At 68.9% G+C, this 23691-nt stretch carries 27 protein-coding genes; 9 read left to right on the top strand and 18 right to left on the bottom strand.

All coding sequences use genetic code 11. The features are described 5' to 3' along the window. Positions 1-257: 257 nt before the first annotated feature. Positions 258-1433, bottom strand: coding sequence for a carboxylesterase family protein (locus tag DL990_RS32640; RefSeq protein ID WP_199746692.1), 1176 nt, complete (start codon positions 1431-1433; stop codon positions 258-260). A 26-nt stretch (positions 1434-1459) separates the two neighbouring features. Here DL990_RS32640 and DL990_RS32635 point away from each other — a divergent pair, with 26 nt between their 5' ends. Then, positions 1460-2383, top strand: a complete 924-nt coding sequence (locus DL990_RS32635) for a LysR substrate-binding domain-containing protein (protein WP_125800985.1) — start codon at positions 1460-1462, stop codon at positions 2381-2383. 5 nt (positions 2384-2388) lie between these two features. Here the strand turns inward: DL990_RS32635 and DL990_RS32630 are convergent, their stop codons facing one another. The 8 genes from DL990_RS32630 to DL990_RS32595 are packed head-to-tail and all read right to left on the bottom strand — an operon-like array spanning position 2389 to position 9283. Further along, the gene (locus tag DL990_RS32630) at positions 2389-3384 is read right to left on the bottom strand and encodes an amidohydrolase family protein (protein WP_125800984.1); all 996 of its coding nucleotides are present in this window, start codon (positions 3382-3384) and stop codon (positions 2389-2391) included. 1 nt (position 3385) lies between these two features. Beyond that, positions 3386-3907 (bottom strand): 3-hydroxyanthranilate 3,4-dioxygenase, encoded by a 522-nt coding sequence (locus DL990_RS32625; protein WP_125800983.1) that lies wholly within the window; start codon positions 3905-3907, stop codon positions 3386-3388. Further along, on the bottom strand, positions 3904-4332 hold the full coding sequence (locus DL990_RS32620; RefSeq protein ID WP_125800982.1) for a RidA family protein: 429 nt from the start codon (positions 4330-4332) through the stop codon (positions 3904-3906). The genes DL990_RS32625 and DL990_RS32620 overlap by 4 nt, the downstream gene beginning before the upstream one ends. Continuing rightward, entirely contained in the window at positions 4329-5096 is a 768-nt protein-coding gene (locus tag DL990_RS32615; RefSeq protein ID WP_125800981.1) for a 2-keto-4-pentenoate hydratase, read from the bottom strand. Before DL990_RS32615 ends, DL990_RS32620 begins: the two co-directional genes overlap by 4 nt. Then, entirely contained in the window at positions 5093-6100 is a 1008-nt protein-coding gene (dmpG, locus tag DL990_RS32610) for a 4-hydroxy-2-oxovalerate aldolase (protein WP_125800980.1), read from the bottom strand. The genes DL990_RS32615 and dmpG overlap by 4 nt, the downstream gene beginning before the upstream one ends. Further along, positions 6097-7029, bottom strand: coding sequence for an acetaldehyde dehydrogenase (acetylating) (locus DL990_RS32605; protein WP_125800979.1), 933 nt, complete (start codon positions 7027-7029; stop codon positions 6097-6099). Before DL990_RS32605 ends, dmpG begins: the two co-directional genes overlap by 4 nt. Next, positions 7026-7817, bottom strand: a complete 792-nt coding sequence (locus DL990_RS32600) for a 2-keto-4-pentenoate hydratase (protein WP_125800978.1) — start codon at positions 7815-7817, stop codon at positions 7026-7028. Before DL990_RS32600 ends, DL990_RS32605 begins: the two co-directional genes overlap by 4 nt. Then, the gene (locus DL990_RS32595) at positions 7814-9283 is read right to left on the bottom strand and encodes a 2-hydroxymuconic semialdehyde dehydrogenase (protein WP_125787114.1); all 1470 of its coding nucleotides are present in this window, start codon (positions 9281-9283) and stop codon (positions 7814-7816) included. The genes DL990_RS32600 and DL990_RS32595 overlap by 4 nt, the downstream gene beginning before the upstream one ends. A gap of 328 nt (positions 9284-9611) precedes the next feature. Here DL990_RS32595 and DL990_RS32590 point away from each other — a divergent pair, with 328 nt between their 5' ends. After that, entirely contained in the window at positions 9612-10958 is a 1347-nt protein-coding gene (locus DL990_RS32590) for an MFS transporter (RefSeq protein WP_125800977.1), read from the top strand. A gap of 10 nt (positions 10959-10968) precedes the next feature. After that, positions 10969-11691: a dienelactone hydrolase family protein gene (locus DL990_RS32585; RefSeq protein WP_125787112.1), complete on the top strand. Its 723-nt coding sequence runs from the start codon at positions 10969-10971 to the stop codon at positions 11689-11691. 19 nt (positions 11692-11710) lie between these two features. On the opposite strand, the gene DL990_RS32580 is transcribed toward DL990_RS32585, so the two are convergent. Together DL990_RS32580 and DL990_RS32575 are read right to left on the bottom strand one after the other, a co-directional pair. Then, positions 11711-11923 carry a hypothetical protein gene (locus DL990_RS32580; protein WP_233620641.1) on the bottom strand — a complete coding sequence of 71 codons (213 nt, stop codon included), beginning with the start codon at positions 11921-11923 and terminating at the stop codon, positions 11711-11713. Between the two features lie 63 nt (positions 11924-11986). After that, positions 11987-12814 (bottom strand): hypothetical protein, encoded by an 828-nt coding sequence (locus tag DL990_RS32575; RefSeq protein ID WP_125800976.1) that lies wholly within the window; start codon positions 12812-12814, stop codon positions 11987-11989. A gap of 139 nt (positions 12815-12953) precedes the next feature. Between DL990_RS32575 and DL990_RS32570 the strand changes: the two genes are divergently transcribed. Beyond that, positions 12954-14630: a hypothetical protein gene (locus tag DL990_RS32570; RefSeq protein WP_125800975.1), complete on the top strand. Its 1677-nt coding sequence runs from the start codon at positions 12954-12956 to the stop codon at positions 14628-14630. Between the two features lie 15 nt (positions 14631-14645). Here the strand turns inward: DL990_RS32570 and DL990_RS32565 are convergent, their stop codons facing one another. Continuing rightward, complete coding sequence (locus DL990_RS32565) at positions 14646-15359, bottom strand: GntR family transcriptional regulator (protein WP_125800974.1); 714 nt, start codon at positions 15357-15359, stop codon at positions 14646-14648. A gap of 100 nt (positions 15360-15459) precedes the next feature. Here DL990_RS32565 and DL990_RS32560 point away from each other — a divergent pair, with 100 nt between their 5' ends. The 4 genes from DL990_RS32560 (at position 15460) to DL990_RS32545 (ending at position 18551) form a co-directional block, all read left to right on the top strand. Beyond that, positions 15460-16614, top strand: coding sequence for an FAD-binding oxidoreductase (locus tag DL990_RS32560; RefSeq protein WP_125800973.1), 1155 nt, complete (start codon positions 15460-15462; stop codon positions 16612-16614). Positions 16615-16702: 88 nt separating this feature from the next. Further along, positions 16703-17251 carry a carboxymuconolactone decarboxylase family protein gene (locus tag DL990_RS32555; RefSeq protein ID WP_125800972.1) on the top strand — a complete coding sequence of 183 codons (549 nt, stop codon included), beginning with the start codon at positions 16703-16705 and terminating at the stop codon, positions 17249-17251. Continuing rightward, entirely contained in the window at positions 17241-17741 is a 501-nt protein-coding gene (locus tag DL990_RS32550; RefSeq protein WP_125787106.1) for a DUF4396 domain-containing protein, read from the top strand. Before DL990_RS32555 ends, DL990_RS32550 begins: the two co-directional genes overlap by 11 nt. Positions 17742-17750: 9 nt before the next feature. Then, on the top strand, positions 17751-18551 hold the full coding sequence (locus DL990_RS32545) for an alpha/beta fold hydrolase (protein ID WP_125787105.1): 801 nt from the start codon (positions 17751-17753) through the stop codon (positions 18549-18551). Positions 18552-18676: 125 nt separating this feature from the next. On the opposite strand, the gene DL990_RS32540 is transcribed toward DL990_RS32545, so the two are convergent. From DL990_RS32540 to DL990_RS32525, 4 genes are read right to left on the bottom strand one after another with little or no spacing between them, the layout of a single operon-like run. Then, a complete protein-coding gene (locus tag DL990_RS32540; RefSeq protein ID WP_125800971.1) occupies positions 18677-20932 on the bottom strand; it encodes a cation-translocating P-type ATPase in 2256 nt (751 codons plus the stop codon). Between the two features lie 26 nt (positions 20933-20958). Next, positions 20959-21927 (bottom strand): hypothetical protein, encoded by a 969-nt coding sequence (locus DL990_RS32535; RefSeq protein ID WP_125800970.1) that lies wholly within the window; start codon positions 21925-21927, stop codon positions 20959-20961. Between the two features lie 51 nt (positions 21928-21978). Further along, positions 21979-22185: a heavy-metal-associated domain-containing protein gene (locus tag DL990_RS32530; protein WP_125787102.1), complete on the bottom strand. Its 207-nt coding sequence runs from the start codon at positions 22183-22185 to the stop codon at positions 21979-21981. A gap of 31 nt (positions 22186-22216) precedes the next feature. Next, the gene (locus DL990_RS32525; protein WP_125787101.1) at positions 22217-22498 is read right to left on the bottom strand and encodes a metal-sensitive transcriptional regulator; all 282 of its coding nucleotides are present in this window, start codon (positions 22496-22498) and stop codon (positions 22217-22219) included. Positions 22499-22675: 177 nt separating this feature from the next. Here DL990_RS32525 and DL990_RS32520 point away from each other — a divergent pair, with 177 nt between their 5' ends. Next, entirely contained in the window at positions 22676-22957 is a 282-nt protein-coding gene (locus tag DL990_RS32520; RefSeq protein WP_125787100.1) for a metal-sensitive transcriptional regulator, read from the top strand. A gap of 51 nt (positions 22958-23008) precedes the next feature. Here DL990_RS32520 and DL990_RS32515 read toward each other — a convergent pair whose 3' ends face one another. Both DL990_RS32515 and DL990_RS32510 read right to left on the bottom strand, forming a co-directional pair. Next, positions 23009-23206 (bottom strand): CDGSH iron-sulfur domain-containing protein, encoded by a 198-nt coding sequence (locus DL990_RS32515; RefSeq protein ID WP_233620640.1) that lies wholly within the window; start codon positions 23204-23206, stop codon positions 23009-23011. A gap of 20 nt (positions 23207-23226) precedes the next feature. Then, positions 23227-23433: a heavy-metal-associated domain-containing protein gene (locus DL990_RS32510; protein WP_125800968.1), complete on the bottom strand. Its 207-nt coding sequence runs from the start codon at positions 23431-23433 to the stop codon at positions 23227-23229. Between the last annotated feature and the right edge of the window lie 258 nt (positions 23434-23691).

The following is a 23691-nucleotide window of genomic DNA, read 5'->3' as shown; positions in this document are numbered from 1 at the left end:
GATGAACACGATAGGACCGCGCGCCCGGTCAGCACAACGTCTTGACCGGGCGCGCTCCCACCTCTACTGTCAGGCCCTTTTCGCCGGCCCCGCGAAAGCCCCTTGATGTGTCTGGAGCCGTAACTCACGTGTCTGGAGCCGTAACACGCGTGTCTGTAGGCGTAACTCGCGTGTCTGGAGCCGTATGACACGCGATGCGTGAGTTACGCCTCCAATCACGTGAGTTACGGCTTCAATCACGCGAGTTGCGTCTCTGATCACGCGAGTTGCGGGCCGAACCGGACGGGATGGTCCGCGACCGGAGTGGGGTCGAGGGTGCCGGTGCGGGCGAAGGTCGCCCAGACGACACGGAGGGCGGCGCCGAAGGCGTCGACCTCGGGCCACGGGACCTTGCCGAGCATCGGGCTGTCCTGCCAGGCCCGCTCGGTGCCGAGCAGCAGCGGCAGTTCCAGGCAATGGGTGGCGCCGAACTCGGACCCCTCGGGCCGCCAGTCCAGGCGATACGAGAAGACATCGGCCCCGGCCGAGCGCAGCCGGTCGCCGAAAGCGGCCAGCGGTTCGACGTAGATCTCGTCGGTACCGGCGGCGCCGGGGAACGCGGTCATGTCGTCGGCGTTCCAGCCGTACAGCACTTCGAGGTCGCGCACGTTGTCCGCGAACGACGCCTTGTCGAGCGTGTCCACCGGAATGAACGCGGGCTCCATCGGGTCACCGGTGAGCCGCAGGTTGGTCAAGGCGGTTTCCCTCTGCGCCGCAAGGATTTCCGTGATTCCGGCGGTGCGCGGGTCGGTGCCCAGCGCGTCGGCGAACACCTGGCCGACTTTCTCCGCCCGCGCGGGCGAACGGGAGCCGAGGCCGAGCGGCGCGCTCTGCAGGATCGCCCGCCGGAACAGGCCACGTGCCTCGGGCAGGTCCATCAGCAGCCGGATGGAGATGCCGCCCGCGGACTGCCCGGCGACCGTCACGTTGTCCGGGTCACCGCCGTAGGCCGCGATGTTGGCCCGCACCCAGCGCAGCGCCTCGAGCTGGTCGGCCAGCCCGAGGTTGCCGGGGCTGACGCCGTCCAGGTACAGGTAGCCGAGCGCACCGAGCCGGTAGTTGACGCCGACCACCACCAGGTCGCCTTCGGCCGCCAGCGCGCCGCCGTCGTACCAGTCCAGCAACCCGCCACCGCTGGAGAATCCGCCACCGTGCAGCCACACCAGCACCGGCCTGCGTCCGTCATCCAGGCCGGGGGTGCTGATCGTCAGGTTGAGACAGTCCTCGCCCTGCGGCAGGCGATCGCGCGGCGGTCCCATCACCCGGTCCAGCCGGGACGGCGGTTGCGGACTGATCTCCCCGCTGGACGGCGTCTGCGCCGAAACGGCTACCGGCGGCGCGAACCGCGCCGCTGTGGCATAGCGAATCGGTCCGGTTCGGACAATCGTGGTCATACGCACCTCGCGGGTAGGATCGGCTGGTGATCTTGCCTCGCCTGCTGGACGGCCGACTGAAGTTCCGCCATCTCGTCCTGCTCGACGCGCTGGCCAGACAGGGCACCGTGGTCGGGGCCGCCGCCGAGTTGCACGTGACGCAGCCGGTGGCCACCCGAAGTCTGCACGAACTCGAAGAGATCCTCGACGTGCGGTTGTTCGAACGCGGCCCGCGCGGCATCACCCCGACCGTGTTCGGCGAGGCGTTCACCGGGCACGCTCGCGCGGTGCTCGCCCAGCTCGAGCAGGCCGGGCGGCACGTCGCCGAGCTGGCCGACGCCGAGCGCGGCACGGTGGTGGTCGGCACCCATCTCGCGGGGTCGAACATGCTGCTGCCGCGCGCGATCGCGGCGATCAAGACCGAGCGGCCGTACCTGACCATCGTGGTCCGCGAGGGCTCTCCCGAAGCACTGCTGGTGGAGCTGGAGGCGGGCCGGGTCGACCTGATCATCGGCAGGCTGACAGCGCCTTCGGACGAGCGGATCGAACGGCGCAAGCTGTACGACGAGTCGGTGGATCTGGTGGTGCGCACCGCGCATCCGCTGGCGGGCGCCACCGGCGTCGAGCTGGCCGACCTCGCCGAGTATCCGTGGATCCTGCCGGGAGCGGAGACCGCGCTGCGCCGCGAGCTGGAACAGTTGTTCACCCGCAACGACTTCCCGCTGCCCGCGAACCGGGTGGAGACCACGTCGTTCCTCACCGTGCGGCAGTTGCTGCTCGAGACCGACGTGATCGCCGCGCTGCCGAGCCTGATCACCAAGGACGATCCGAGGATCACCAGGGTCGCGCTGGCGCTGGAACCCATCGGCCACAGCGTCGGACTCACCCTGCCCGCCCAGCGCACGCTCAGCCCGTCGGTGGACGCGCTGATCCGCAGCCTGACCGACGTCGCCACCGGAATGTCCCCTTAGGACGGTCACGACAGGGACAGGAAGCGTTCGGCGTTCCCGCTGGTGATCAGCTGCCGCTCGGTCTCGCTCAGGAAGCCGCTCTTGCGCACCACTTCGCCGACCGGACGTTCGCCGAGCGGGTACGGGTAGTCGCTTCCGACCATCACCCGCTCGGCGCCGAGCGTGTCCACGAGCAGGCGCAGCGCCCGCTCGTCGAAGACCACCGAGTCGACGTGGAACCGGTCGAGGTAGTGCGACGGCGGGAACTCCGAGGTGCCGATCACGTCGTTCCGCCGATGCCAGGCGTTCTCCATCCGGCCGAGCCAGAACGCGAACGACCCGCCGCCGTGGGCGAAGCAGATCTTCAGGCTCGCGTCGATCCGGTCGAAGACCCCGCCGAGCACCAGTGCCAGAATCGACAGATGCGTTTCGGCGGGCATCGCGGTCAGCCACCGCGCCATCCACCGGTCCAGCCGGGGTGAATCGGCCATGTCCCATGGATGCACGAACACCGGGACACCGAGCGACGCGCAATGCTGCAGGAAGGTCTCCACACCGGCACTGTCCAGATCCTGGTCGCCGACGTGGTTGCCGATCTCCACCCCGCGATGTCCCGCGGCCAGGCAGCGTTCCAGTTCGCGGCACGCGGCATCGGGGTCCTGCAACGGAACCTGGCAGAACGGGATCAGCCGGTCCGGCGCCGGTGCGACGATCTCCAGCGCCAGGTCGTTGAAGATCCGCGCGATCCGGCCCGCCTGCTCGCCGGTCCGGCCGTAGTTGAAGAACGCGGGTGTCGGGGAGACCACCTGGGTGCGCACGCCGTCGGCGTCCATGTCCAGCAGCCGCGTCTCCGCGTCCCAGCAGTCCGCGGCGATCCGGCGGAACTCCTTGTCCCCCATCATGATCATCGCTTCGGACTCGGTCTCCGCACGCAGCCACGGCGCGTCCGGTCCGGCGTCCGCGCGCAGATCCGGCCAGCCGTTCGGCACGTAATGCGTGTGGATGTCGATCAGGCCGGTCATGTCAACCCTTTCCGGGGTGGAGGGCACCGCAGCGGCCGCAAGTGCGGGCCTTCTCGTCGCCGTAGAAGGCGGTGAAGACCGGCGGCAGATCCTCGACGATGTCACGCACCTGGAGTTCGACTTCGTGCACCAGCGACGCGCATTCGAGGCAGTACCACTGGAACTTCTCCAGCGTGCCCTCCTCGCGGACGCGTTCGATGACCAGTCCGATCGAGTCGGCTTCCGGGCGCTGCGGCGAGTGCGGGATATCGCCCGGCAGCAGCCAGGTGTCGCCTTCGGAGATACGGACGGTCTTCTGGCCCTCGTCGGTCATGATGTTCACGTGCATGTTGCCCTTGAACTGGTAGAACCATTCCTCATAGGGGTCGACGTGGAAGTCGGTGCGCTGATTCGGCCCGCCGACGATCTGCACGATGAAATCCTTGCCGAGCGCCATGGTCCGGTTGTTCACGGGCGGCTTGAGCAGATGCTCGTGCTCGGCGATCCATGCCTGGAAATTGACGACGTCGGGAATGCGGGTCATCGAGAGACCTCCGTGTCTTTCGGTAGCTGGGCGATTGCCTGGATTTCGATCAGCAGATGCGGATGCGGCAGCTGATGCACGGCGACCGTGGTGCGGGCAGGGCCCGTCTCGTCGAAGTATTCGCCGTAGATCTCGTTGTAGCCGCCGAAATCGTTCATCGAAACCAGGAAGGTGGTGATCTGGGTGATGTCGGCGAGGTCGGCGCCGACCTCGTGCAGGATGCCACGGATGTTCTCGATCACCGCGCGGGTCTGCGCCCGGATGTCCAGGTTCGTGGTGCCGAGTTCGTCCACCTCGACGCCGGCGAAGGTGTTGTCCGGGCGTCGAGAGCTGGTGCCGGACACGAAGACCAGGTCTCCCGCGACCTTCACATGGGGGAACCGGCCCCTCGGCTTGGCCAGCCCGGAGATCACTCGCCCGCTCATGCCAGCCCCCGCACCGAAACCCGGCCGAGTCCGGCGATGTCCGCCTCGGCGACGCCGGGCGCGAACGGCACCGCCTCGGTCGCCGCCCCGGCCAGCACCACCTGCCCGGCCCGCAACGGGATGTCCCGTTTCCGGCACAGCTCGACCAGCGCGTGCAGCGCGCGCACCGGATCGCCGAGGATCGCCGCCGTCGAGCCGATCACCTCGCGGTCCCCCGAGCGCAGCCGCACCGCCCGGTTCGCCACCTCGCCGAACGCGCGCCACGGGCCGAGCACGAACCCGGCGGCCGAGGTGTTGTCCGCGACCACATCGGTGTGGGTGAACCGGAAATCGCGGTACCGGGAGTCGATGATCTCGATCGCCGGTGCCATCGCGTCCACAGCGGACTCCACGTCGAACGTGGGGTCGGCGAGGTCGACGTCGCGGGCCAGGCGGTATGCGACCTCCGGTTCCACCTTGGGGTGGATGAAGCCCGCCAGCGAGACCTCACCGCCGTCGGCGACCCTCATCGCGTCGGTGAGCCTGCCGGCGATCACCTCCGACACGCCCATCTGCGCCATCTTCGCCTTGCTGGTCAGCCCCAGTTTGACGCCGAGCACCCGCTCGCCACGACTCTCCCGGCGGGCCACCAGCGCGGCCTGGATGGCGTACGCGTCGGCGATGTCGAACTCGTGATCGTCGGCGAGGCTCGGCGTGTCCGCGCGCGACGTCTGCGCGGTGTCCAGCCGGTCGGCGAGCGCCGAGATCTCCGCGGTGGCCATCATGTGCCGCTCCGTACCAGGTCGAGTGCGATGTCCACGATCATGTCCTCCTGCCCGCCGACCAGCTTCCGCCTGCCGACCTCGGTGAGAATCCGCCGGGTGTCCAGTCCGTAGCGGGCGGCCGCGCGCTCGGCGTGCAGCAGGAAGCTCGAGTACACCCCGGCGTAACCGAGGGTCAGCGTCTCGCGGTCCACTTGGACCGGCCGTTCCCGCAGCGGACGGATCAGGTCGTCCGCCGCGTCCTGCAACGCGAACAGGTCCGCACCGTGCTCCCAGCCGAGCAGGTCGGCGACCGCGACGAACGGCTCGGCCGGGCAGTTGCCCGCCCCCGCGCCCTGTCCGGCCAGCGCGACATCCACCCGGTACGCGCCGTGCTCGACCGCGGTCACGCTGTTCGCCACCGACAGGGAGAGGTTCTCGTGCGCGTGGATGCCGATCTCGGTCTGCGGATCGAGCACCTGGCGGTACGCGTCGATCCGCTCGGCGACCCCGTTCATCGTCAACCGCCCGCCGGAATCGGTGACGTACACGCAATGCGCGCCGTAGGACTCCATCAGCCTTGCCTGTTCGGCGAGCGCCGCCGGCGTGGAAAGGTGGCTCATCATCAGGAATCCGGACACGTCCATGCCCTGCTCGCGAGCCCAGGCGATGTGCTGCGCGGCCACGTCGGCCTCGGTGCAGTGAGTGGCGATCCGCACGCTGCGCACCCCGAGGTCGTGGACGCGGCGCAGCTGTCCGATGGTGCCGATACCGGGCAGCAGCAACGTGGTCAGCGTGGCGTTCTCGATCACCTCCGCGGCCGCGGCGATCCACTCCTCGTCGGTGTGCGCGCCGAATCCGTACGTCGCGCTGGACCCGCCGATCCCGTCGCCGTGCGCGACCTCGATCGCCGCCACGCCCGCCTTGTCCACAGCGGACACGATCCGCCGGACCTGGTCCACTGTGTACGCGTGCCCCATCGCGTGCATGCCGTCGCGCAAGGTCACGTCCTGGAGGTAGACCTTCATCCGAGCCACCCCCTCAGTTCGGCGATCCGCTCGGCCGTGCGCAGCGCCGCCGAGGTCATGATGTCGAGATTTCCCGCGTAGTCCGGCAGATAGTGGGCAGCGCCCAGCACTTCGAGGAACGCCGAGACCTTGAGCCCGGAGATCTCCCGGCCTAGCTCGGGCACCCATTGCCGGGACACCGGGTCGAACTGCACTTCCTGTTTCAGTGTGTAGCCGGGCACGTACTCGCGCACCCGCTCGGCCATCAGCCGGACCGACGCCGCGATCTTCTCCCGGTCTGGCTCCCCCTCGACCAGGCAGTACACCGTGTCCCGCATGACGATCGGCGGGTCGGCCGGGTTCAGCACGATGATCGCCTTGCCCATCGCGGCGCCGCCGACCTCGCGGATCGCGGCCGCGGTGGTCTCGGTGAACTCGTCGATGTTCGCCCTGGTTCCCGGCCCTGCCGAGCGGGACGAAATCGACGCGACGATCTCCGCGTACGCGACCGGGGCGACCGAGGACACCGCGGCCACGATCGGGATCGTGGCCTGTCCGCCGCAGGTCACCATGTTCACGTTCGGTGCGGCGAGGTGCTCGTCCAGGTTCACCGGCGGCACCACGAACGGACCGAGCGCGGCCGGGGTCAGGTCGATCATCAGCTTGCCGTGTGCCTCGGCCACCTCCGCGTGCCGCCGGTGCGCGCCGGCCGACGTCGCGTCGAAGATCACCCGCACGTCGGCGAACTCCGGAAGCGCGGCGAGGCCGTCGATACCGCCGTGGGTGGTGGCCACCTTGAGCCTGGCCGCCCTGGCCAGCCCGTCCGAGGCCGGGTCGATACCCGCCATCGCGGCCATCCGCAGCGTCTTCGACAACCGCAGCACCTTGATCATCAGATCGGTGCCGATGTTGCCGGAGCCGATGACGGCGACCGGAACCGTTGCTGTCACTGAGTCTCCTCCTCGATCACCGCGTCGACCTCGCCGAGTCCGTCGCGCCGGAGCCGGAACCGGCCCGCTCCCGTGACCGGCACCATCGGGCCGAGCGCCCCGGACATCACCACGTCGCCCGCGCGCAACGGCTGCTCGCGGGCGGCCAGCTCACGAGCCAGCCACGCGACCGCGACCACCGGCGAGCCGAGGCACGCATGACCCGCGCCGAACGACACCGGTTCCCCGTCCAGTTCCAAGGTCATCCCGGTCGCGGCGAGATCCCGGCCGGTCAACGAGAACGGCGTGCACCCCAGCACCACCGCGCCACTGGACGCGTTGTCCGCCACCGTGTCCACGATGGACAGATCCCAGGCGTCGATCCGGGAGTCCACGAGCTCGATCGCGGGCAGCACGAACTCGGTCGCCCGCACCACGTCCGCGACCGAAGCGCCCGGCACGTCCAGATCGCGGCCGAGTACGAACGCGATCTCGCCCTCGGCACGGGGTTGCAGGAACCGCCGGTACGGAACGGGTTCGGTGTGCGCGTACAGCATGTCGTCGAACAGCACGCCGAAGTCAGGCTGGTACACGCCGAACTGCCGCTGCACAGAGGGCGCGGTCAGCCCGATCTTCGCCCCGGCGACCCTGGCGCCTGCCGCGACCCGCTCGTCTCGCAGCCTGCGCTGCACCGCATACGCCGCGTCGACATCTTGCGCGCCAAGGAGTTCGCGCACCGGCGGGCACGGGGTCGCGGTGCTCGCCGCGGTCGCGAGCCGGGCGGCGGCCGCCTCGATCGGCGCGCTCATAGCCGCACGCACACATTCGTCGGTTCGGTGTAGAAGTGCAGCGAAGACGCGCCACCCTCCCGGCCGATCCCGGAAAGCCCCATCCCACCGAACGGCGAGCGCAGATCGCGCAGGAACCAGGTGTTCACCCAGGACATGCCGACGTGCATGGCCTGCGCGACCCGGTGTCCCCGGCGCAGGTCCTGGGTCCACACCGAGGACGCGAGCCCGTATTCGGTGTCGTTGGCCAACGCGATCGCCTCGTCCTCGGTGTCGAACGGGATCAGCGCGGCCACCGGGCCGAAGATCTCCTCCCGCACCGGCCGGTCCTTGTTCGTCAAGCCGGTCCACAGGGTCGGCTCCAGCCACGAGCCGCCGTCGAGTTCCGGGCCGAGCTCGGGAATCCCGCCGCCGGTCAGGGTCTTGGCGCCGGCCTCCTCGGCCAGCGCGAGGTAGTCCAGCACCTTGCGCCGGTGCTCCGGCGAGATCAGCGGGCCGGTCGTGGTCCGCTCCGCCGACGGATCGCCGAGCCGCAATCCGCGCGCCCGCTCCACCAGCCCGGCCGCCACGTCATCGAACACCGAGCGTTGCACGTACACCCGCTCGGTGCACAGGCACACCTGCCCGGTGTTCGCGAACACCGACCGGGTCAGCCCGGCGAGCGTCTCGTCGAGATCGGCGTCGTCGAACACGATGGCGGCGTTCTTCCCGCCCAGTTCGAACGACACCGGCCGGACCCGGGGCGCTACCGTGCGCATCACCTGGGTTCCCGTGGCGGACGAGCCGGTGAACGTCACCCCGTCGATGCCGGGATGCTCGGTCAGGTACTGCCCCGCCGAGTCGCCGCCGAACCCGTGCACCACGTTGTAGGCACCCGCGGGCAAACCGACCTCGGCCAGTACCTCGGCCAACAGGGTCGCGGTGGACGGAGTCTGATCGCTCGGCTTGACGACGACCGCGTTGCCGCAGCCGAGCGCGGGGGCGACCTTCCAGGTCAGCAACAGCAGCGGCAGGTTCCACGGCACGATCACCGCGACCACACCGAGCGGCTTGCGCACCGCGTAGTTCAGCGCCTGCGCGCCACCGGGCAGATCGGTGACGAACGATTCCTGGCCGGCGGCCGCGATCACGTCGGCGAACGTGCGGAAGTTCGCCACCGCGCGGGCGACGTCCAGTTCGCGGGCCTGGGTGATCGGCTTCCCGGTGTCCGCGACCTCGGCCGCGACGAACTCCTCGAACCGGGCCTCGATCCGGTCGGCCGCCCGGCGCAGCAACGCGGTCCGCTCCCGCACCGGGGTGTCCGCCCAGCCGTTGTGCAACGCCGCGCGCGCACCGGTGACCGCGCGGTGCACCAGCTCCCGGTCGGCCTCGTGCACCCTGGCGAACTCCGCGCCGGTCGCCGGATCGACCGCCGGGAACCCCGGCCCGTCCGGCTCGGCGAACTCACCGTCCACGAAGTTGCGGATCCACCGCACTGACTGCGTCATGCCGTTCACTCTGACCGGCCGCGCCATGCGGAACAAATGCGTATCTGCTCGCCAGCCATACCCATACGCACATATCGGAACCGGCCGACACGCGTGATCAGATGGCCGACACTCGTGATCAGGCGGACGACACGTGGCGGGAGCCGTGTCGGCCGTCCAGTCACGCGTGTCGGCCATCCGATCACGCGTGACGGCTGGGAGGTATATCAGTTCGGACATAGCAGACCGGCAATTCGGCATTTGTGGCCTATGCCTCACGGTGTCAGGCTTCTGCCCAATCGCCAGCAGCCGCGATCGGCTGTCGCCCGAGTCGATTGGGTTTTCGCAGATGAACGCACCCGCGCCCCGCAGAATCGCCGCCGCCACGCTCGCCGGGACCACCCTTGAGTGGTACGACTTCTTCCTCTACGGCACCGCGTCCGCGCTGATCTTCAACAAACAGTTCTTCCCCTCGCTGAGCCCCACAGTCGGCACCCTCGCCGCGTTCAGCACCTTCGCCGTCGGCTTCATCGCCCGCCCGCTCGGCGGTCTGGTGTTCGGTCACTTCGGCGACCGGATCGGCCGCAAGTCCACGCTGGTGGTCTCGCTGATGCTGATGGGCATCGGCTCGACGTTGATCGGGTTGATCCCGAACTACCAGGCGATCGGCATCTGGGCGCCGATCCTGCTGGTCGCGATGCGGATCGTGCAGGGCATCGGGCTCGGCGGCGAAGGCGCGGGAGCGACCCTGATGTCGATGGAACACGCGCCGGCCGATCAACGGAACCGGTATGCCGGGTTCCCGCAGATGGGCACCCCGGCCGGGCTGGTGCTGGCGAATCTGCTGTTCCTCGGCAGCAGCGCGGTGATGCCCGCGAGCGCGTTCGCCGCGTGGGGCTGGCGGATCCCGTTCCTCCTGAGCTTCGTGCTGGTCGCGATCGGCCTGATGATCCGGCTGCGGATCACCGAATCACCGTCCTTCACCCAGGCGGCCAAGAACGACAAGGTGGTCCGGTTCCCGCTCGGCGCGGCGCTCAAGGTCGGCTTCGGCAGGCTCGCGCTGACGCTGCTGGTCGGCGTCGCGAACTCGGCGGTCGCCTACGTGTTCATGGTCTTCACCCTGTCTTACGGAACTCAGAACCTGCACTACGACCGTCAGTTCCTGATCCTGTCGGTGACCGGATCGGCCGTACTGTGGTTCGCCACCATCCCGATCTGGACGCGGATCGCCGACCGCCACGGCAGGCGAACCATGTTCGTCGCCGGGTCGGCCGCGCTTTTGCTGTGGTGCCTCGCGTTCTTCCCGTTGCTGAACACCGGCAACACGGGGCTCGCGATGCTCGCGCTGGCGGGTATGGGCCTGGTCGTCCCGATCACCCACTGCGTGCAGGGCGCGATCATCGCGGACACCTTCCCGGTCAACGTCCGGTTCTCCGGTATGTCGCTGCTGCTGCAGGGCGGCGCGATCCTCGGCGGCGGGCTCGCTCCGATGATCGCCACCGCGGTGCTCAACGCCACCGGCTCGACCACCGGCATCACCTGGTACCTGGCCGCGATCTGCGGCGTCAGCATGATCAGCGCGATGGCCTTGTTCCGGCTGATCCCGTCCCGCGCCACGGAATCCACAATGGACGGACGCCGCGACGCGGTTCCGCTGTCCGTGAACACCCGCCCGGCCGGGCTCGACGATCATTAGAGTCCGTTTCATGCCGGTCACCACACGCACGGTCGAATACCCCGCCGACGGACTCACGATGATCGGGCACCTCGCGCTCCCGGCCGGTGCCGACCGCCGTCCCGCGGTCCTGATCGGGCCGGAGGGGCCGGGGCTGAACGATTTCCAACGTCGCAGGGCCGACGCTCTCGCCGAGTTGGGGTACGTGGCGCTGGCCTTCGACATCAACGGTGGACGCTGGTTCGACGATCCCGACGAGATGCTGGCGCACGTGATGCCCCTGCTCGACGACCACGGCCGGATGCGGGAGATCGGCCACGCGGCCCTCGACGTGCTGCGCGCCGAGCCGCGGACCGACCCGGACCGGATCGCCGCCATCGGCTACGGCACCGGAGGCGCGATCGCGCTGGAACTCGGGCGGGACGGCGTCGACCTGCGCGCGATCGCGACGGTGAACGCGCTGACCACTGGCCGGCCGGGCGAAGCCGCGCACATCCGCTGCCCGGTCTGGGCCGGTGTCGGCTCGGAAGACCCGATCATGCCGCCCGCGCAACGGGAGGCGTTCACCGCCGAAATGCAGGAGGCGGGCGTCGACTGGCGGCTCGTGGTCTACGGCGGCGCGCTGCACGCCTTCCACCACCCCACGGTCGACCACACCGTGCTTCCCGGCGTCGGCTACCACGAGCGCCACGCGCAGCGGGCCTGGCACGACGTCGTCGGCCTGCTCGCCGAATGCCTGCCCGTGCCGGAGTGATCCGTCTTCGCCTTACCTCTCACGCGGGCGAACTGCCGAGCCGAGGGGTGGGTGACGGCCAGCGCGGTGGTGTCTCGCTCATCCGGATGACGGGGCCGAGACTCTTGAGGTCGCCGTAGACCGTGTTCTCTTCGATCGATCCTTGGCGTTGCACCAGCATCGAGGATCGGCACAACGAGACCTGGACGCCGTACGACCCGCCTTCGCGGGCACGGGGGGCGAGCGCGAGCATGGCGCCGTAGCCGCCGAGGAGTCCAAGGAGGCCCTCACTACCCTCGGCACGGACGCTTTCGGCTCACCGAGTTTCCGAGGGAAGATCCACGTCGGAGCGCACGGGGGTGCCGTAGTCGCCGGGCGGAAAGGCCGGACGGTCCCCGGACCGCCGACGGGCGACCAGCGTCGCACTGACCGCCAGCGCGGCATAGCCGACCAACCACCAGGTGAATTCGGCCGGAACCCGGCTGGTGAACACCACGTCGACCAGGATCGCCACCGCGAAGATGGCGGGCTCGGCGAGACGGCTGTCTTGGAACCGTAGTTCGGAATCGACGGCGATCGACGCGACGTCCTCCGCGCGAGTCCGGCGGAAGGCCGAGCCGGCGAGGATCGTGCCGGTGGACAACGCCGCCCAGCCGAGGGCGATCAGCCAATTCTCCGCGAAGGTCTGTGCCGTGGTGCCGGCGTACATCGCCGCGGCCAGTGCGGCGCCACCGCCGAAGGTGATCACGTAGGTCGTCAGATACCAGCCGCCCAGGACCCGTAAAGCCGAAGGCCGCCGGTCCGCCGCCGGCAGGCCACCCAGTTCCCGTTCGCGGTACAGCGACGACACCCAGGACCCGAGCTGGGTCGTCGCGAACACGACGAAGGCATACCGGCTGTAAGTCGTCTCGCCGTCCGGATCCAGGAGAAATTCTTGGACCCCGAAGGCGATCAACAGTCCCAACCCGACAATCCCGAAGCAAGCGGACAAGATCATCTTGCTGGCGGTGTTCGCCGTCTGGCGCGCGCCGACCCGGACGGCGATCAGCCTGGCCGGCGTTTCCACCTCGACACCACGTTCGCCCAGCCACGCGCGGGTGGCCTCGATCTCCTCAGGCGTGGGTTCGCCCCGTTTGGTCCCCATACCCTGTCCCTCTCGTCCGCGTACGGGATGTACGCGTGGCACCGGCCCGTGGTTGCCTCAGCGGGAATCTCCATTCCCCACGTGGTCGTCCGGCGCTGCGTTAGGCTCGACGAAATCGGGGAGATAAAGGGGGACGACCGTGGTCGACTATCTCGGGCCTGGTCACACCGCTCGGCTGACCGCCGCGATGAACACCTTCCACAAGGCTCTCACCAAGCGCTGGCGGGAAGACGCCGCGACGGCGATCGAGGTGCAGAGTGACCTGACACAGGGAATCCTTCGCTGCTACGCGCCCGGGCCGAACGAGCATTGGGACTACAAGTCGCCCTCCGCGCGAGCGCATATCGACTACGGCACGTGCTCCTACCTCGATTGGGTGGAAGACGGGCAGCAGGGTGAACTCAGCGCGGTGACCTGTGAGGGCAAAACCGGTCACCTCGTCGTGCTCGGTGACCGGAATCCGCCCAAGGACGAGCCGATCGTCTGCGGCGTCGGTTCCATTCTCGCTCAGGTGGAGACTTGGGCATGGGACGAGCGGACCACCCTTTTCACCAAGCTGCCCATGTTCGACGCACACGATCTGAGCCTCCTCGAAGCCGCCCACAACGACTTCCTCAGCCTCGGCAAGAGTTTGGGCTTGGAAGCGCTGGAAGGCTCTCCGGTCAGCAACCTCGGCAAGGCCGACGGTCGCGAACTGGGAAGCAATGTCGAGGCGCTTTGGAGCGAGCGCACGCATTACACCGACTGGTGGGCGAGCTGGACCGGTTTGTCCGCCAACCGGGCGAAAGACGGATTCTTCGCCTCCGTCGGGCCGACACTGCAAAATCAGTCCGGTATCACCGGCGCGCTGGCCAACTTGTATTCTTTGCGCGCCGCGATTGTGGAAATGGCGCGTAACGACGCGCTGTTCGCCATCCAGCAGGCCACCAAGGCACTCGGCGAGACCGAGACGATCACCACCGATCTGGCGAGCACCTGGAAGGTGGTGGCCGGAGCAGGCGCGGTCCTCGGTGTCGCGGGCATCTGGTTCCCGCCGGCAGGCGGTGTCGGCGCCGTGGTGGGGCTGGTCGGTTTCCTCGGCGAGAACCTGCTGAAACCCGGCGAACGGGAAGGATACGCGCACAGCGTGCGGGAGGTCGTGTTCCGGCTCGGCGGCGATATCGACGAACTCAACAACGAATTGACCGTCTTGGAGAGTGACTACACCGGGAAGGTCGGCGAGTTGCGGTCGCGGATCAGCCAGATCAAAAGCTTCAACCTCGAATTGTACGATCTCAGCCTGAACACGGCGACCGGTGACCCGAAGACACACGGCGGCCATTTCACCGTCGACATCAGCACTGTGCTGGAAATGGCGAAATGCTGCTATGACACGGCCGAACTCTATGAGCCGCTGCTACGGATCATCAAGCACACCGAGGTGGCCGACAAGCATCTCGCGGACGAGGACGGGAAACGGACCTGGGCGGATATCGAGCTGGCCGATATCCGGGACGCGCTGGCAGGATTCCTGAGCACCACCTGCGCCCGCTACGCACTGGCGGGAGACAACACCGTGGCCGCCGCCAAGGCCTACGGGAAGACCGACCGGGCCGCAAAGGAGGCGTCGGACAGGATCCTGGCCGACTGGGAGCGCGTGGGGAAGCAGGGCAATCCCGTCCCGCACCGTCCGGCACCCGGTTCCGATGCCGACACCGCCCGAACGGATCGGGACGAGATCGAGCCGACGACACTGCCGCCCTGGTTGCACCCTGGGGAGAACCCCACCCGGAACGACGAGGGTGACTACGAGACCGAGCGGCAGCCGACCGGCTGATCGCTCTCCGCCGCGTCACAGCGCGGGAGGCGGCAACTCCACGAAGAACTGCGCGGATCCCGGGCGGACCACGGTGACGACGGCCTCGATCACGGTCCCGTCTTCCGTCCGGGTTTCCCGGCGGCGCTGCATGGCGGGCACACCGGCCTCGCTCTCGAGCAGCTCGGCCTCGCGCGTGCCGAGCACGACCGGTTCGAGGTAGACCCGGAGCGGGCCCAGCGGGATCTTCTTCGCGGCGAAATAGCGCAGGCTCACGAAGTCGGCGAGGTCCTCGTCGAGCAGGTTCGGCGCGACCGAGAAGAGGATCGCGTGCCGTTCGAGAGTGCGCGGCCGCTCCTGGAGGTCGAGCTTGACGCGCACCAGCTCGACGACCGCGGCATCCGGGTCCACGCCAGGGATCTCGACGACCGCGTCGCCTGCCCGCACGATCCGTTGGGACACCACCTGGTGCCTGCCCGGCACACCCTTCTCTGCCGCGCCGGGGGCGGCGAAGTTCAGCAGGTTGATCTGTTGCCGGACGTCGGCGACGAACGTTCCGTGCCGTCGCCTTCGCACGACCAGCCCGGCATTGGCCAACTCGTTGAGTGCTCGCTGCGCCGTGGCCCTGCTGACCCCGTACTGGCTCTGCAGTTCCGCTTCGGTGGGCAACCTCGCGCCGGGCGGGAGGTCGCCACGCTGGATCTTCTCCTCCAGCTCACGCCGGATCTTCAGATGCAACAGCGTGGCCATGATCGAACCATACAAATCGCGATTCGATCGGTCAATCGGGCCATTGACCGGTCTAAGCGTGTTTTGTACGGTCATTTGCAGGCCCGGGAGGAGAGAGCGAATGAAGACCATCGTTGTCGGCGCCGGAATCGTCGGCGTGAGCGTGGCGCGTGCACTCGCCGTCGCCGGGGCGGACGTGGTGCTGCTGGACCGATGGGGCCCCGGACGCGGGACGACCGCCACGACGTTCGCGTGGACCAACGCGAACCGCAAACCCGATCCCGCCTATCAACGGCTCAACGTCGCCGGGATGGAAGAACACGAGAAGCTCGCCAAGGAACTCGGCGGCACGCCGGCGTACTTCCGTGCTGGCGGCCTGCACTGCGCGGACGCGCGCGGCGAATCGTGGCTGGCCGAGAACGTCGAGCGGCTGCGGTCGCGGGACTACCCGGCACAGTGGGTCGAGCGCGACGAAGCCCGGCGGATCGCCGGCGAGGTGCGGATTCCGGAAACCACCACGGCGATCGCGCACTTCCCCAGCGAGGGTTACGTATTACCGGAACGCCTCGTCGCCGCAGTACTCGACGATGCCCGCCGGCACGGCGCGACGCTGACGATCGGGGAGGTCGTGACCGTCGACGACGGGCCGGAGGGCGCGTCCGTCACGCTCGCCGACGGAACAGTCCTCGGCGCCGACCGGGTCGTGGTCGCCACCGGCCGGTGGACCGACGGGCTCGCCGCGCGCAGCGGCTTCGACATCCCCATGGTGACCGACGCCCGTCGCGGCTCCCCGATCGTCGGCCTGCTCGGGTACGTACGCTCCCCCGCGATCGACCTCCGCTGCGTCCTGCACACCCCGGACCTCAACCTCCGCCCCGACGCGGGCGGCGCCGTCGTGGCGCAAGCGCTCGATCTGAGCTCCTCCGTCGACCCCGTGGACAGTGACGTCGACGGTGACATCGGCGCCGCCGTGGCCGCGCGGTTCACGGCCCTGACCGGTCGCGCGTCCCCGGAAATCGACTTCCGGGTGGCGATCCGGTCCATGCCGGCCGACGGGCACACCATCGCCGGATACCCGCCGGAGAGCGCACGGATCTACTTTCTCGTCACCCACAGCGGGATCACGCTCGCCCCGGTCCTCGCCCGGCTGGCCACGGCGGAGATCGTCACCGACACAGCGCAGGACGCCCTCGCCGCCTTCCGCCCGTCCCGGTTCGCGGGAGCGCCGCGCCCGGAACCCGCGATCAAGCCTCCCACTCGCCTCGGTGAGCAGTGAATCCTTTGCACGACAACACCACGCCTGGACATGTACCCCCTACCCGTATAGTGTTCCTGGCGATCAACCGACAGCATCAGGAGGAGCCGTGCGGCGTCTTGATTCGCTCGACCCGGCGGACGCGCCTGCCAAGTCGGCCGAGTTGCTCGGCGAGATCATCGGACGGCACGGCTCGGCAGGCCCGATGGTGACCGCGATGGCCCACTCCCCCGCGCTCCTTCAGGGATACCTCGACCTCTCGAGGGCCATGAAGCGGGTCAAGCTTTCCCAGGCGCTGAGCGAAAAAGTCTCGCTCGCCTTGCAGGAGTGGATCGGGTGCGCACTGTGCCTCGACGCGCACACCCGGGCCGCGCTGAAGGCCGGGCTCAGCGAGACCGACGTCTCCCTGGCCAGACAAGGCACGTCGACCGATCAGCGTGAGGCGGCGTTGATGGCGTACGCGGTCCGTGTACTCGCCGAACCGGCTTCGATCCGCGACGAGGACGTCGCCGAGTTGCGAGAGCACGGCTGGAGCGATCGGATCATCGCCGACACGGTGGGACTCAACCTGCTGACCGGTTCGTTCAATCTCGTCGCAGGACTCGAACCCGCGCCTGCCGAGCAGTCCACAAAGGAGAAACCCGCTCATGTCCACTGAGCACGAACACCACGGCCACGAACACCACGGTGGCCACGAACACCACGCGGCCAAGGCGTCGTGGGGCATGGCGGCGTCGGCCACCCTGCACTGCCTCACCGGCTGCGCCATCGGTGAGGTGCTCGGCATGGTGATCGGCACCGCACTGGGGTGGGGTAACGTCGCGACCATCGTGCTCGCCGTCGCGCTGGCGTTCGTCTTCGGTTACGCCCTGACCATGCGTGGCGTGCTCCGCGCGGGCGTCGGCTTCAAGCAGGCCCTCAAGGTCGCGCTAGCGGCGGACACCGTGTCGATTCTCGTCATGGAGATCATCGACAACGCGGTGATGGTCGTCGTCCCCGGCGCGATGGAAGCCGGCCTCGCGAGCTGGCTGTTCTGGGGCGCGCTCGCCTTCGCGCTCGCCGTGGCGTTCGTGCTCACCACCCCGGTCAACAAGTGGCTCATCGGCCGCGGCTCCGGGCACGCGGTGGTACACGCCTACCACCATTAGGAAGGCCCGATGGAGACCATCACGTACCACGGCTTCGACGGCTGTCCGCTCTACGCGGTCTCCCTCGGTTCCGGGCCACCCCTTGTGCTTCTGCACGGGGGTGGCCCTGATCATCACAGCCTCGTCCCGCTGGCCGAGCGGCTGGCGGACCGGCATACGATCGTTCTCCCCGACGTGCGCGGATATGGCCGATCGGTGTGCGCCGACCCGGCCCGGCACACCTGGCCCCAGTACTCCGACGATGTCGCGGCGCTTCTCGACCACCTGGGCGAACAGCGCGCCGTCGTCGGCGGGACCGGACTCGGCGCCACGATCACCCAGCGCGCCTGCCTCGAACATCCCGGCAGGGTCCGCGCCGCCATCCTGATCAGCGTCGAAGACATCGAAGACGACGAAGCGAAGCAAGCCGAGATCGCGTTCATGGACGCGTTCGCCGAACGTGTCCGGACCGGCGGTATCGAAGCGGCGTGGGCGCCGGTTCTGCCAGGGCTAGCTCCCGTCATCGGTGCGCTCGTGCGTGACGCCATCCCGCGCTCCGATCCCGCGAGCATCGCCGCCGCGGCCGCCATCGGCCACGACCGCTCGTTCCGGTCCGTCGACGAACTCGCCGCGATCACGGCCCCCACCTTGGTCTTCCCCGGCATGGACGAACGGCATCCGGCAGCGCTGGCGGAGAACGCCGCCCGCGTCATACCCGATGGGCGTCTCGCGCCGGTTTCCCTGTCGAGCACTCTGCGTACCGCCGAAGATCTCGCCGACGCGTTCGCGCCCGCGATCCGCCGGTTCCTCGCCGAACAGCACGGTCATTAGCCGACGGCCTGGTGGCTCTGCCGTGTCGCCAGGACTGTCCATTGAGGACAACGTCAGTCTGCCCGCCCACCACTGAGGCGCTCGTGCGGCACCGAAAGTGCCGCACGAGCGCCTCGAACCGGATGTCAGCCGGCGGTACTACGGAATCCCTTGAGCCGCAGGCTGTTCGTGACCACGAAGACCGAACTGAACGCCATCGCGGCGCCGGCGATCATCGGGTTGAGCAGCCCCGCCGCGGCCAGTGGCAGCGCCGCGACGTTGTAGGCGAAGGCCCAGAACAGGTTGCCCTTGATGGTGCGCAGGGTCCGCCGGGAGAGCCGGATCGCGTCCACCGCCGCCCGCAGGTCGCCGCGGACGAGGGTGAGATCCGACGCCTCGATGGCGACGTCCGTGCCGGTGCCCATGGCCAGGCCGAGGTCGGCCTGTGCCAGCGCGGCCGCGTCGTTGACGCCGTCGCCCGCCATCGCGACCACCTTGCCCTCGGCCTGGAGCCGCTTGACCACGTCGACCTTGTCCTTGGGCAGGACCTCCGCGATCACCTCGGTGATCCCCACCTCCGCCGCCAGCGCGCGGGCCACGGCCTCGTTGTCCCCGGTGAGCAGGACCGGCGTCAGCCCGAGGGCCCGCAGTTGCGTGATGGCTTCGGCGGAGGTCGGCTTCACGGTGTCCGCCACCACCAGGACCGCGCGGGCCGCGCCGTCCCAGCCGACGACGATCGCGGTCCGGCCCGCCTTCTCTTCGGCGGCCTTCGCCTCGGCGAGATCCTCCGGCAGGTGATGTGCCCAGTCCTCCAGCAGCGAGCTGCGTCCGGCCAGCACCGCCTTGCCGTCGACGATCCCTTGTACACCAAGGCCTTCGACGTTCGTGAAGTCCTCGACGGCCGGGAGTTCGCCGACCCGGTCCCGCGCGCCGGCCACGATGGCCTGTGCGATCGGGTGTTCGGAAGCGTTCTCCAGCGCACCCGCGAGCCTCAGCGCCTCGTCGGCGTCGACGCCGTCGGCGACGTGGACCTCAAGGAGCGCCATCCGTCCGGTGGTGACCGTGCCGGTCTTGTCCAGCACGACCGTGTCGACCGCGCGGGTGGATTCCAGCACTTCCGGACCCTTGATCAGGATCCCGAGCTGCGCGCCCCGGCCGGTGCCGACCAGCAGCGCGGTCGGGGTGGCCAGGCCCAGTGCGCACGGGCAGGCGATGATCAGCACGGCGACCGCGGCGGTGAACGCGGCCGACGCAGTGCCGCCCGCGCCGAGCCAGAAGGCCAGGGTGCCGACGGCGAGCGCGATCACGATCGGCACGAAGACCGCCGACACGCGGTCCGCCAGCCGTTGGACCTGCGCCTTCCCGGTCTGCGCGTCCTCCACCAGCTTCGCCATCTGCGCCAGCTGCGTGTCGGCGCCGACACGGGTCGCCCGCACGACGAGCCTGCCGCCCGCGTTGACCGTCGCGCCGACCACCGCGTCACCCGGCGCGACTTCCACCGGCACGCTTTCCCCGGTCAGCATGCTCGCGTCCACCGCGGAGCTGCCTTCGGTGATCACGCCGTCGGTGGCGATCTTCTCTCCCGGCCGCACGACGAACAGATCGCCGTCGGCCAGCCGGTCGACCGGGATTCGCTCTTCCTCGCCGTTCCGGAGGACGGCGACGTCCTTCGCGCCCAGCTCCAGCAACGCCCGCAGCGCGGCACCGGCCCGTCGCTTGGAACGCGCCTCGAAGTACCGCCCGGCGAGGATGAACGTCGTCACCCCGGCGGCGACCTCGAGGTAGATGTTGCCGTCACCGGCCATCCGCTCCACGGTCAGCTCGAAGGCGTGCGTCATCCCCGGCGTTCCCGCGCTGCCGAACAGCAAGGCGTACAGCGACCACAGGAACGCGGCGAGCGTGCCCATCGAGATCAGCGTGTCCATGGTGGCCGCGCCGTGGCGCAGATTCGCCCACGCCGCCTTGTGGAACGGCCACGCCGCCCACACCAGCACCGGCGCCGCGAGCGTCAGCGAAATCCACTGCCAGTAGGTGAACTGCAGCGCGGGCACCATCGCCAGCAGGATCACCGGCACCGACAGCACCGCGGAGCCGATCAGCCGCTGCCGCAACGGCGCGATCGGATCGGCCTCCTCGGCGGGCCCGTCCGGCTGTTCCCGCTTCGGCGGAGCGGGCAGGGCGGCGGTGTACCCGGCCGCTTCCACCTGCTCGATCAGCCGCTGGGGCTCGATGTCCCCGCTGTAGGTGACCTTCGCCTTCTCCGTGGCGTAATTGACCGTGGCGGTGACGCCGTCCAGCTTGTTCAGCTTCTTCTCGATGCGCATCGCGCACGACGCGCAGGTCATCCCGGTGATCGCGAGTTCGACCTCGGCCGTGGTGGCCTGGTCCAGATCGGAAGTCATCGTGGTCACTCCTTTCCGGCTCGCGGTCAGCCGTGTCCGCCGTGGCCGTCATCGGCCGCCGGAGGTGGGGTTTGGTTCTGGGCGGCCGAAGGGGCCGGGGCGGGGGTGCCCGCGGTGGCGACGGTGAACTCGGCCGTGCGGACCTTGCCCTGATGCTGGAAGTCCAGGAACAGGCGGTAAGTGCCATTCGACGGGACTTCGGCGAAGAAGGTCACCGCGGGGCCGGGTTTCGTACGGCCGTCACCGGGTTCGCCGTCCGGGTGGACGTGCAGGTACGCGAGGTCGCCGCCGCGCAGGGCCACGAGATGTCCGTAAGCGCCGAGGTACGGCTCCAGATCGGTCACCTCGCGGCCGTCCTTGGTCACCGTCAGGGTGACCTTCGACGACCGGCCTGGGGTCAGGTCCCCGTCCAGGCGAACCTGGTAGCCATCGACGTTCGCGACGCGTGACGGCTGGTGCTCGACGGGCTTGAACTCCCCCGCCGCGGCGACGTCGACGCCCAAGGTCGTGGCGCTTCCGCCGGTCGGCTTGAAGTCCGCGAAGACGCGGTACGAACCCGCCTGCGGCAGTGCGAGCGGCACCGTCCAGAGGCCGCCCGCTCCCAGCTCGGGATGGATGTGCTGGAAACCCGCCGTGTCGCGGCGGACGACGATGAGGTGCATCCGCTTTTCGTGCTCGACGTCGTAGCCGGTGACCGGCGCGCCGTCGGGTCCGAGAACTTTGAAGGAGAAGTGCTGGTCGGTCCCCGGCGTGAGCGTCGTGGTGGTGGGCGTGAGGGTGTAGCCGCCCCTGGACGACGCGAGCCCGCCGGGCTCGTCGGTCGGCGCCGCCTCCGCGACGGTGCCGCTGTGAGCGTCCCCATGCCCGGCGTCCTCGCCACCGGGAAGGCCGGCGGCGCCGGCGAAAGGACCGACAGCGGTGCCTGCGGCCCAGGCGCCACCGGCGACCAGGGCAAGCGCCACACCGTAGGCGGAGAGCTTCGCAACTGTGTTCATCTCGAGTCCCTTGTGCGGGCCGTGCCCGCGGTCAAGGAGCCGGACCGCGAATCAGGCGGTCAGCTCGTATCCGGCTTCTTCGACGGCCGCGCGCACATCCGCGACCGCGGGTTCCTCCGCGCTGACGACGGTCACCGCGCCGGTCGGCAGGTCGACACGGACATCCGTGACGCCGCCGATCTTCCCGACCTCTTCGGTGACCGAGCTGACGCAGTGGCCGCAGGTCATGCCGGTGACGGTGTAGGTGGTCTCGCTCATCGTGGTTCTCCTCCGGATTCGTCGCACTGCTTCAGGAACGGACGAGGCGGGCGATGACGTCGCTCGCCTCCTGGATCTTCTCGTCGGCTTCGGCGCCGCCCTTGGCGATGGCGTCGGACACGCAGTGCTTGAGGTGTTCGTCCATCAGCCCCAGCGACACCGACTGCAACGCCTTGGTGGCCGCGGACACCTGCGTGAGGATGTCGATGCAGTACTTGTCCTCCTCGACCATCCGCTGCAGGCCCCGGATCTGCCCTTCGATCCGCCGTAGCCGGGTCAGGTATTCGTCTTTGCCTTGCGTGTATCCGTGCATCTCTCGTCCTCCTGAAACCGACTCTACATACCCTAGGGGGGTAGGGCAACCAGCATACCCCCGTGGCGTATGTCACGGGGCGCTTCGGACGTCATCACCCCGCTCACCCGGCAGCGCGGGCCACCCTTCAGCGGGCATGATTGGGGCGTTGACGGATTCCGGACTCGAGGAGTGAGCGTGGTTGGTCACGGCGCCGGCACGGAAAGCCAGCTCAAGCGCCTTCGGCGCATCGAGGGGCAGATCCGCGGACTGCAGAAAATGGTCGAAGAGGACAAGTACTGCATCGATGTCCTCACTCAGGTCTCCGCGGCGACCCGGGCACTGAAGTCGTTCTCCCTCGAACTCCTCGATCAGCACATGGCAAGCTGCGTTGTCGACGCCGCGGCGAAGGGCGGCGCCGAGGCGGACCGGAAGATCCGCGAAGCCTCCGAAGCGATCGCGCGCCTGGTCCGCTCCTAAGGTTCAACGCAGCGAGCGAGCGGGTGACGTTTCATGTCACCCGCCCGCTCGCTAATCGCCCTTGAACCCGACCCGGACATGGGCGCCGTCACAGAACGGCTTCTTCGCCGAATGTCCGCACCGGCACAGCAGTTGAGTACGCCCGTCGATCTCGTATTCGTTGTTGTCGTGGTCGACCAGCCGGACGGGCCCTTTCACCTGATACGGCCCGTTGTTCACGACTTTGACGACGACAGCCGGCTCAGTCACGCTCTCCTCGGCCATCGACGTCAGCCGACCACCTCGTAGCCCGCCTTTTCGACCGCGGACCGCACCAATCGCGCGTCGAGCGGCTCGTCGCTCACGACTGTCACCTCCCCGGTGGCGATGTCGGCATCGACGTCACTGACCCCGGCGACGCCGTTCACCGCCGTCGTCACCTTGGTCATGCAACCCGAGCAGGTCATGCCCTTGACCGTGTACACAGTGGTGCTCATCAGCTCTTCCTTCGGTTCGGCAACTCGATCTCGCGGCGATCTGTTCGCCGCCGTGCCGTCACCGTAGCATTACCCCTGGGGGGTATGCAAAGAAGCTTGCTGTCTACTTAGGACGCCGAGTACGCGGAAGGCCGGCTGACCGGTCACCCGTGTTGTGAAAGCCGACTCCCCCATGAGGCGATCATGGTCTCTCCGGTGCGCCCAACGTGGCATTGGTAGCGCTGAGCGTCCCCAATGCCACATTGGGCGCACCTCTCA

This window comes from Amycolatopsis sp. WAC 01416 (assembly GCF_003947485.1).
Taxonomy (GTDB): Bacteria; Actinomycetota; Actinomycetes; order Mycobacteriales; family Pseudonocardiaceae; genus Amycolatopsis.
Note: the sequence above shows the minus strand (reverse complement) of the source record. Positions and strands in the feature narration are given on the sequence as shown.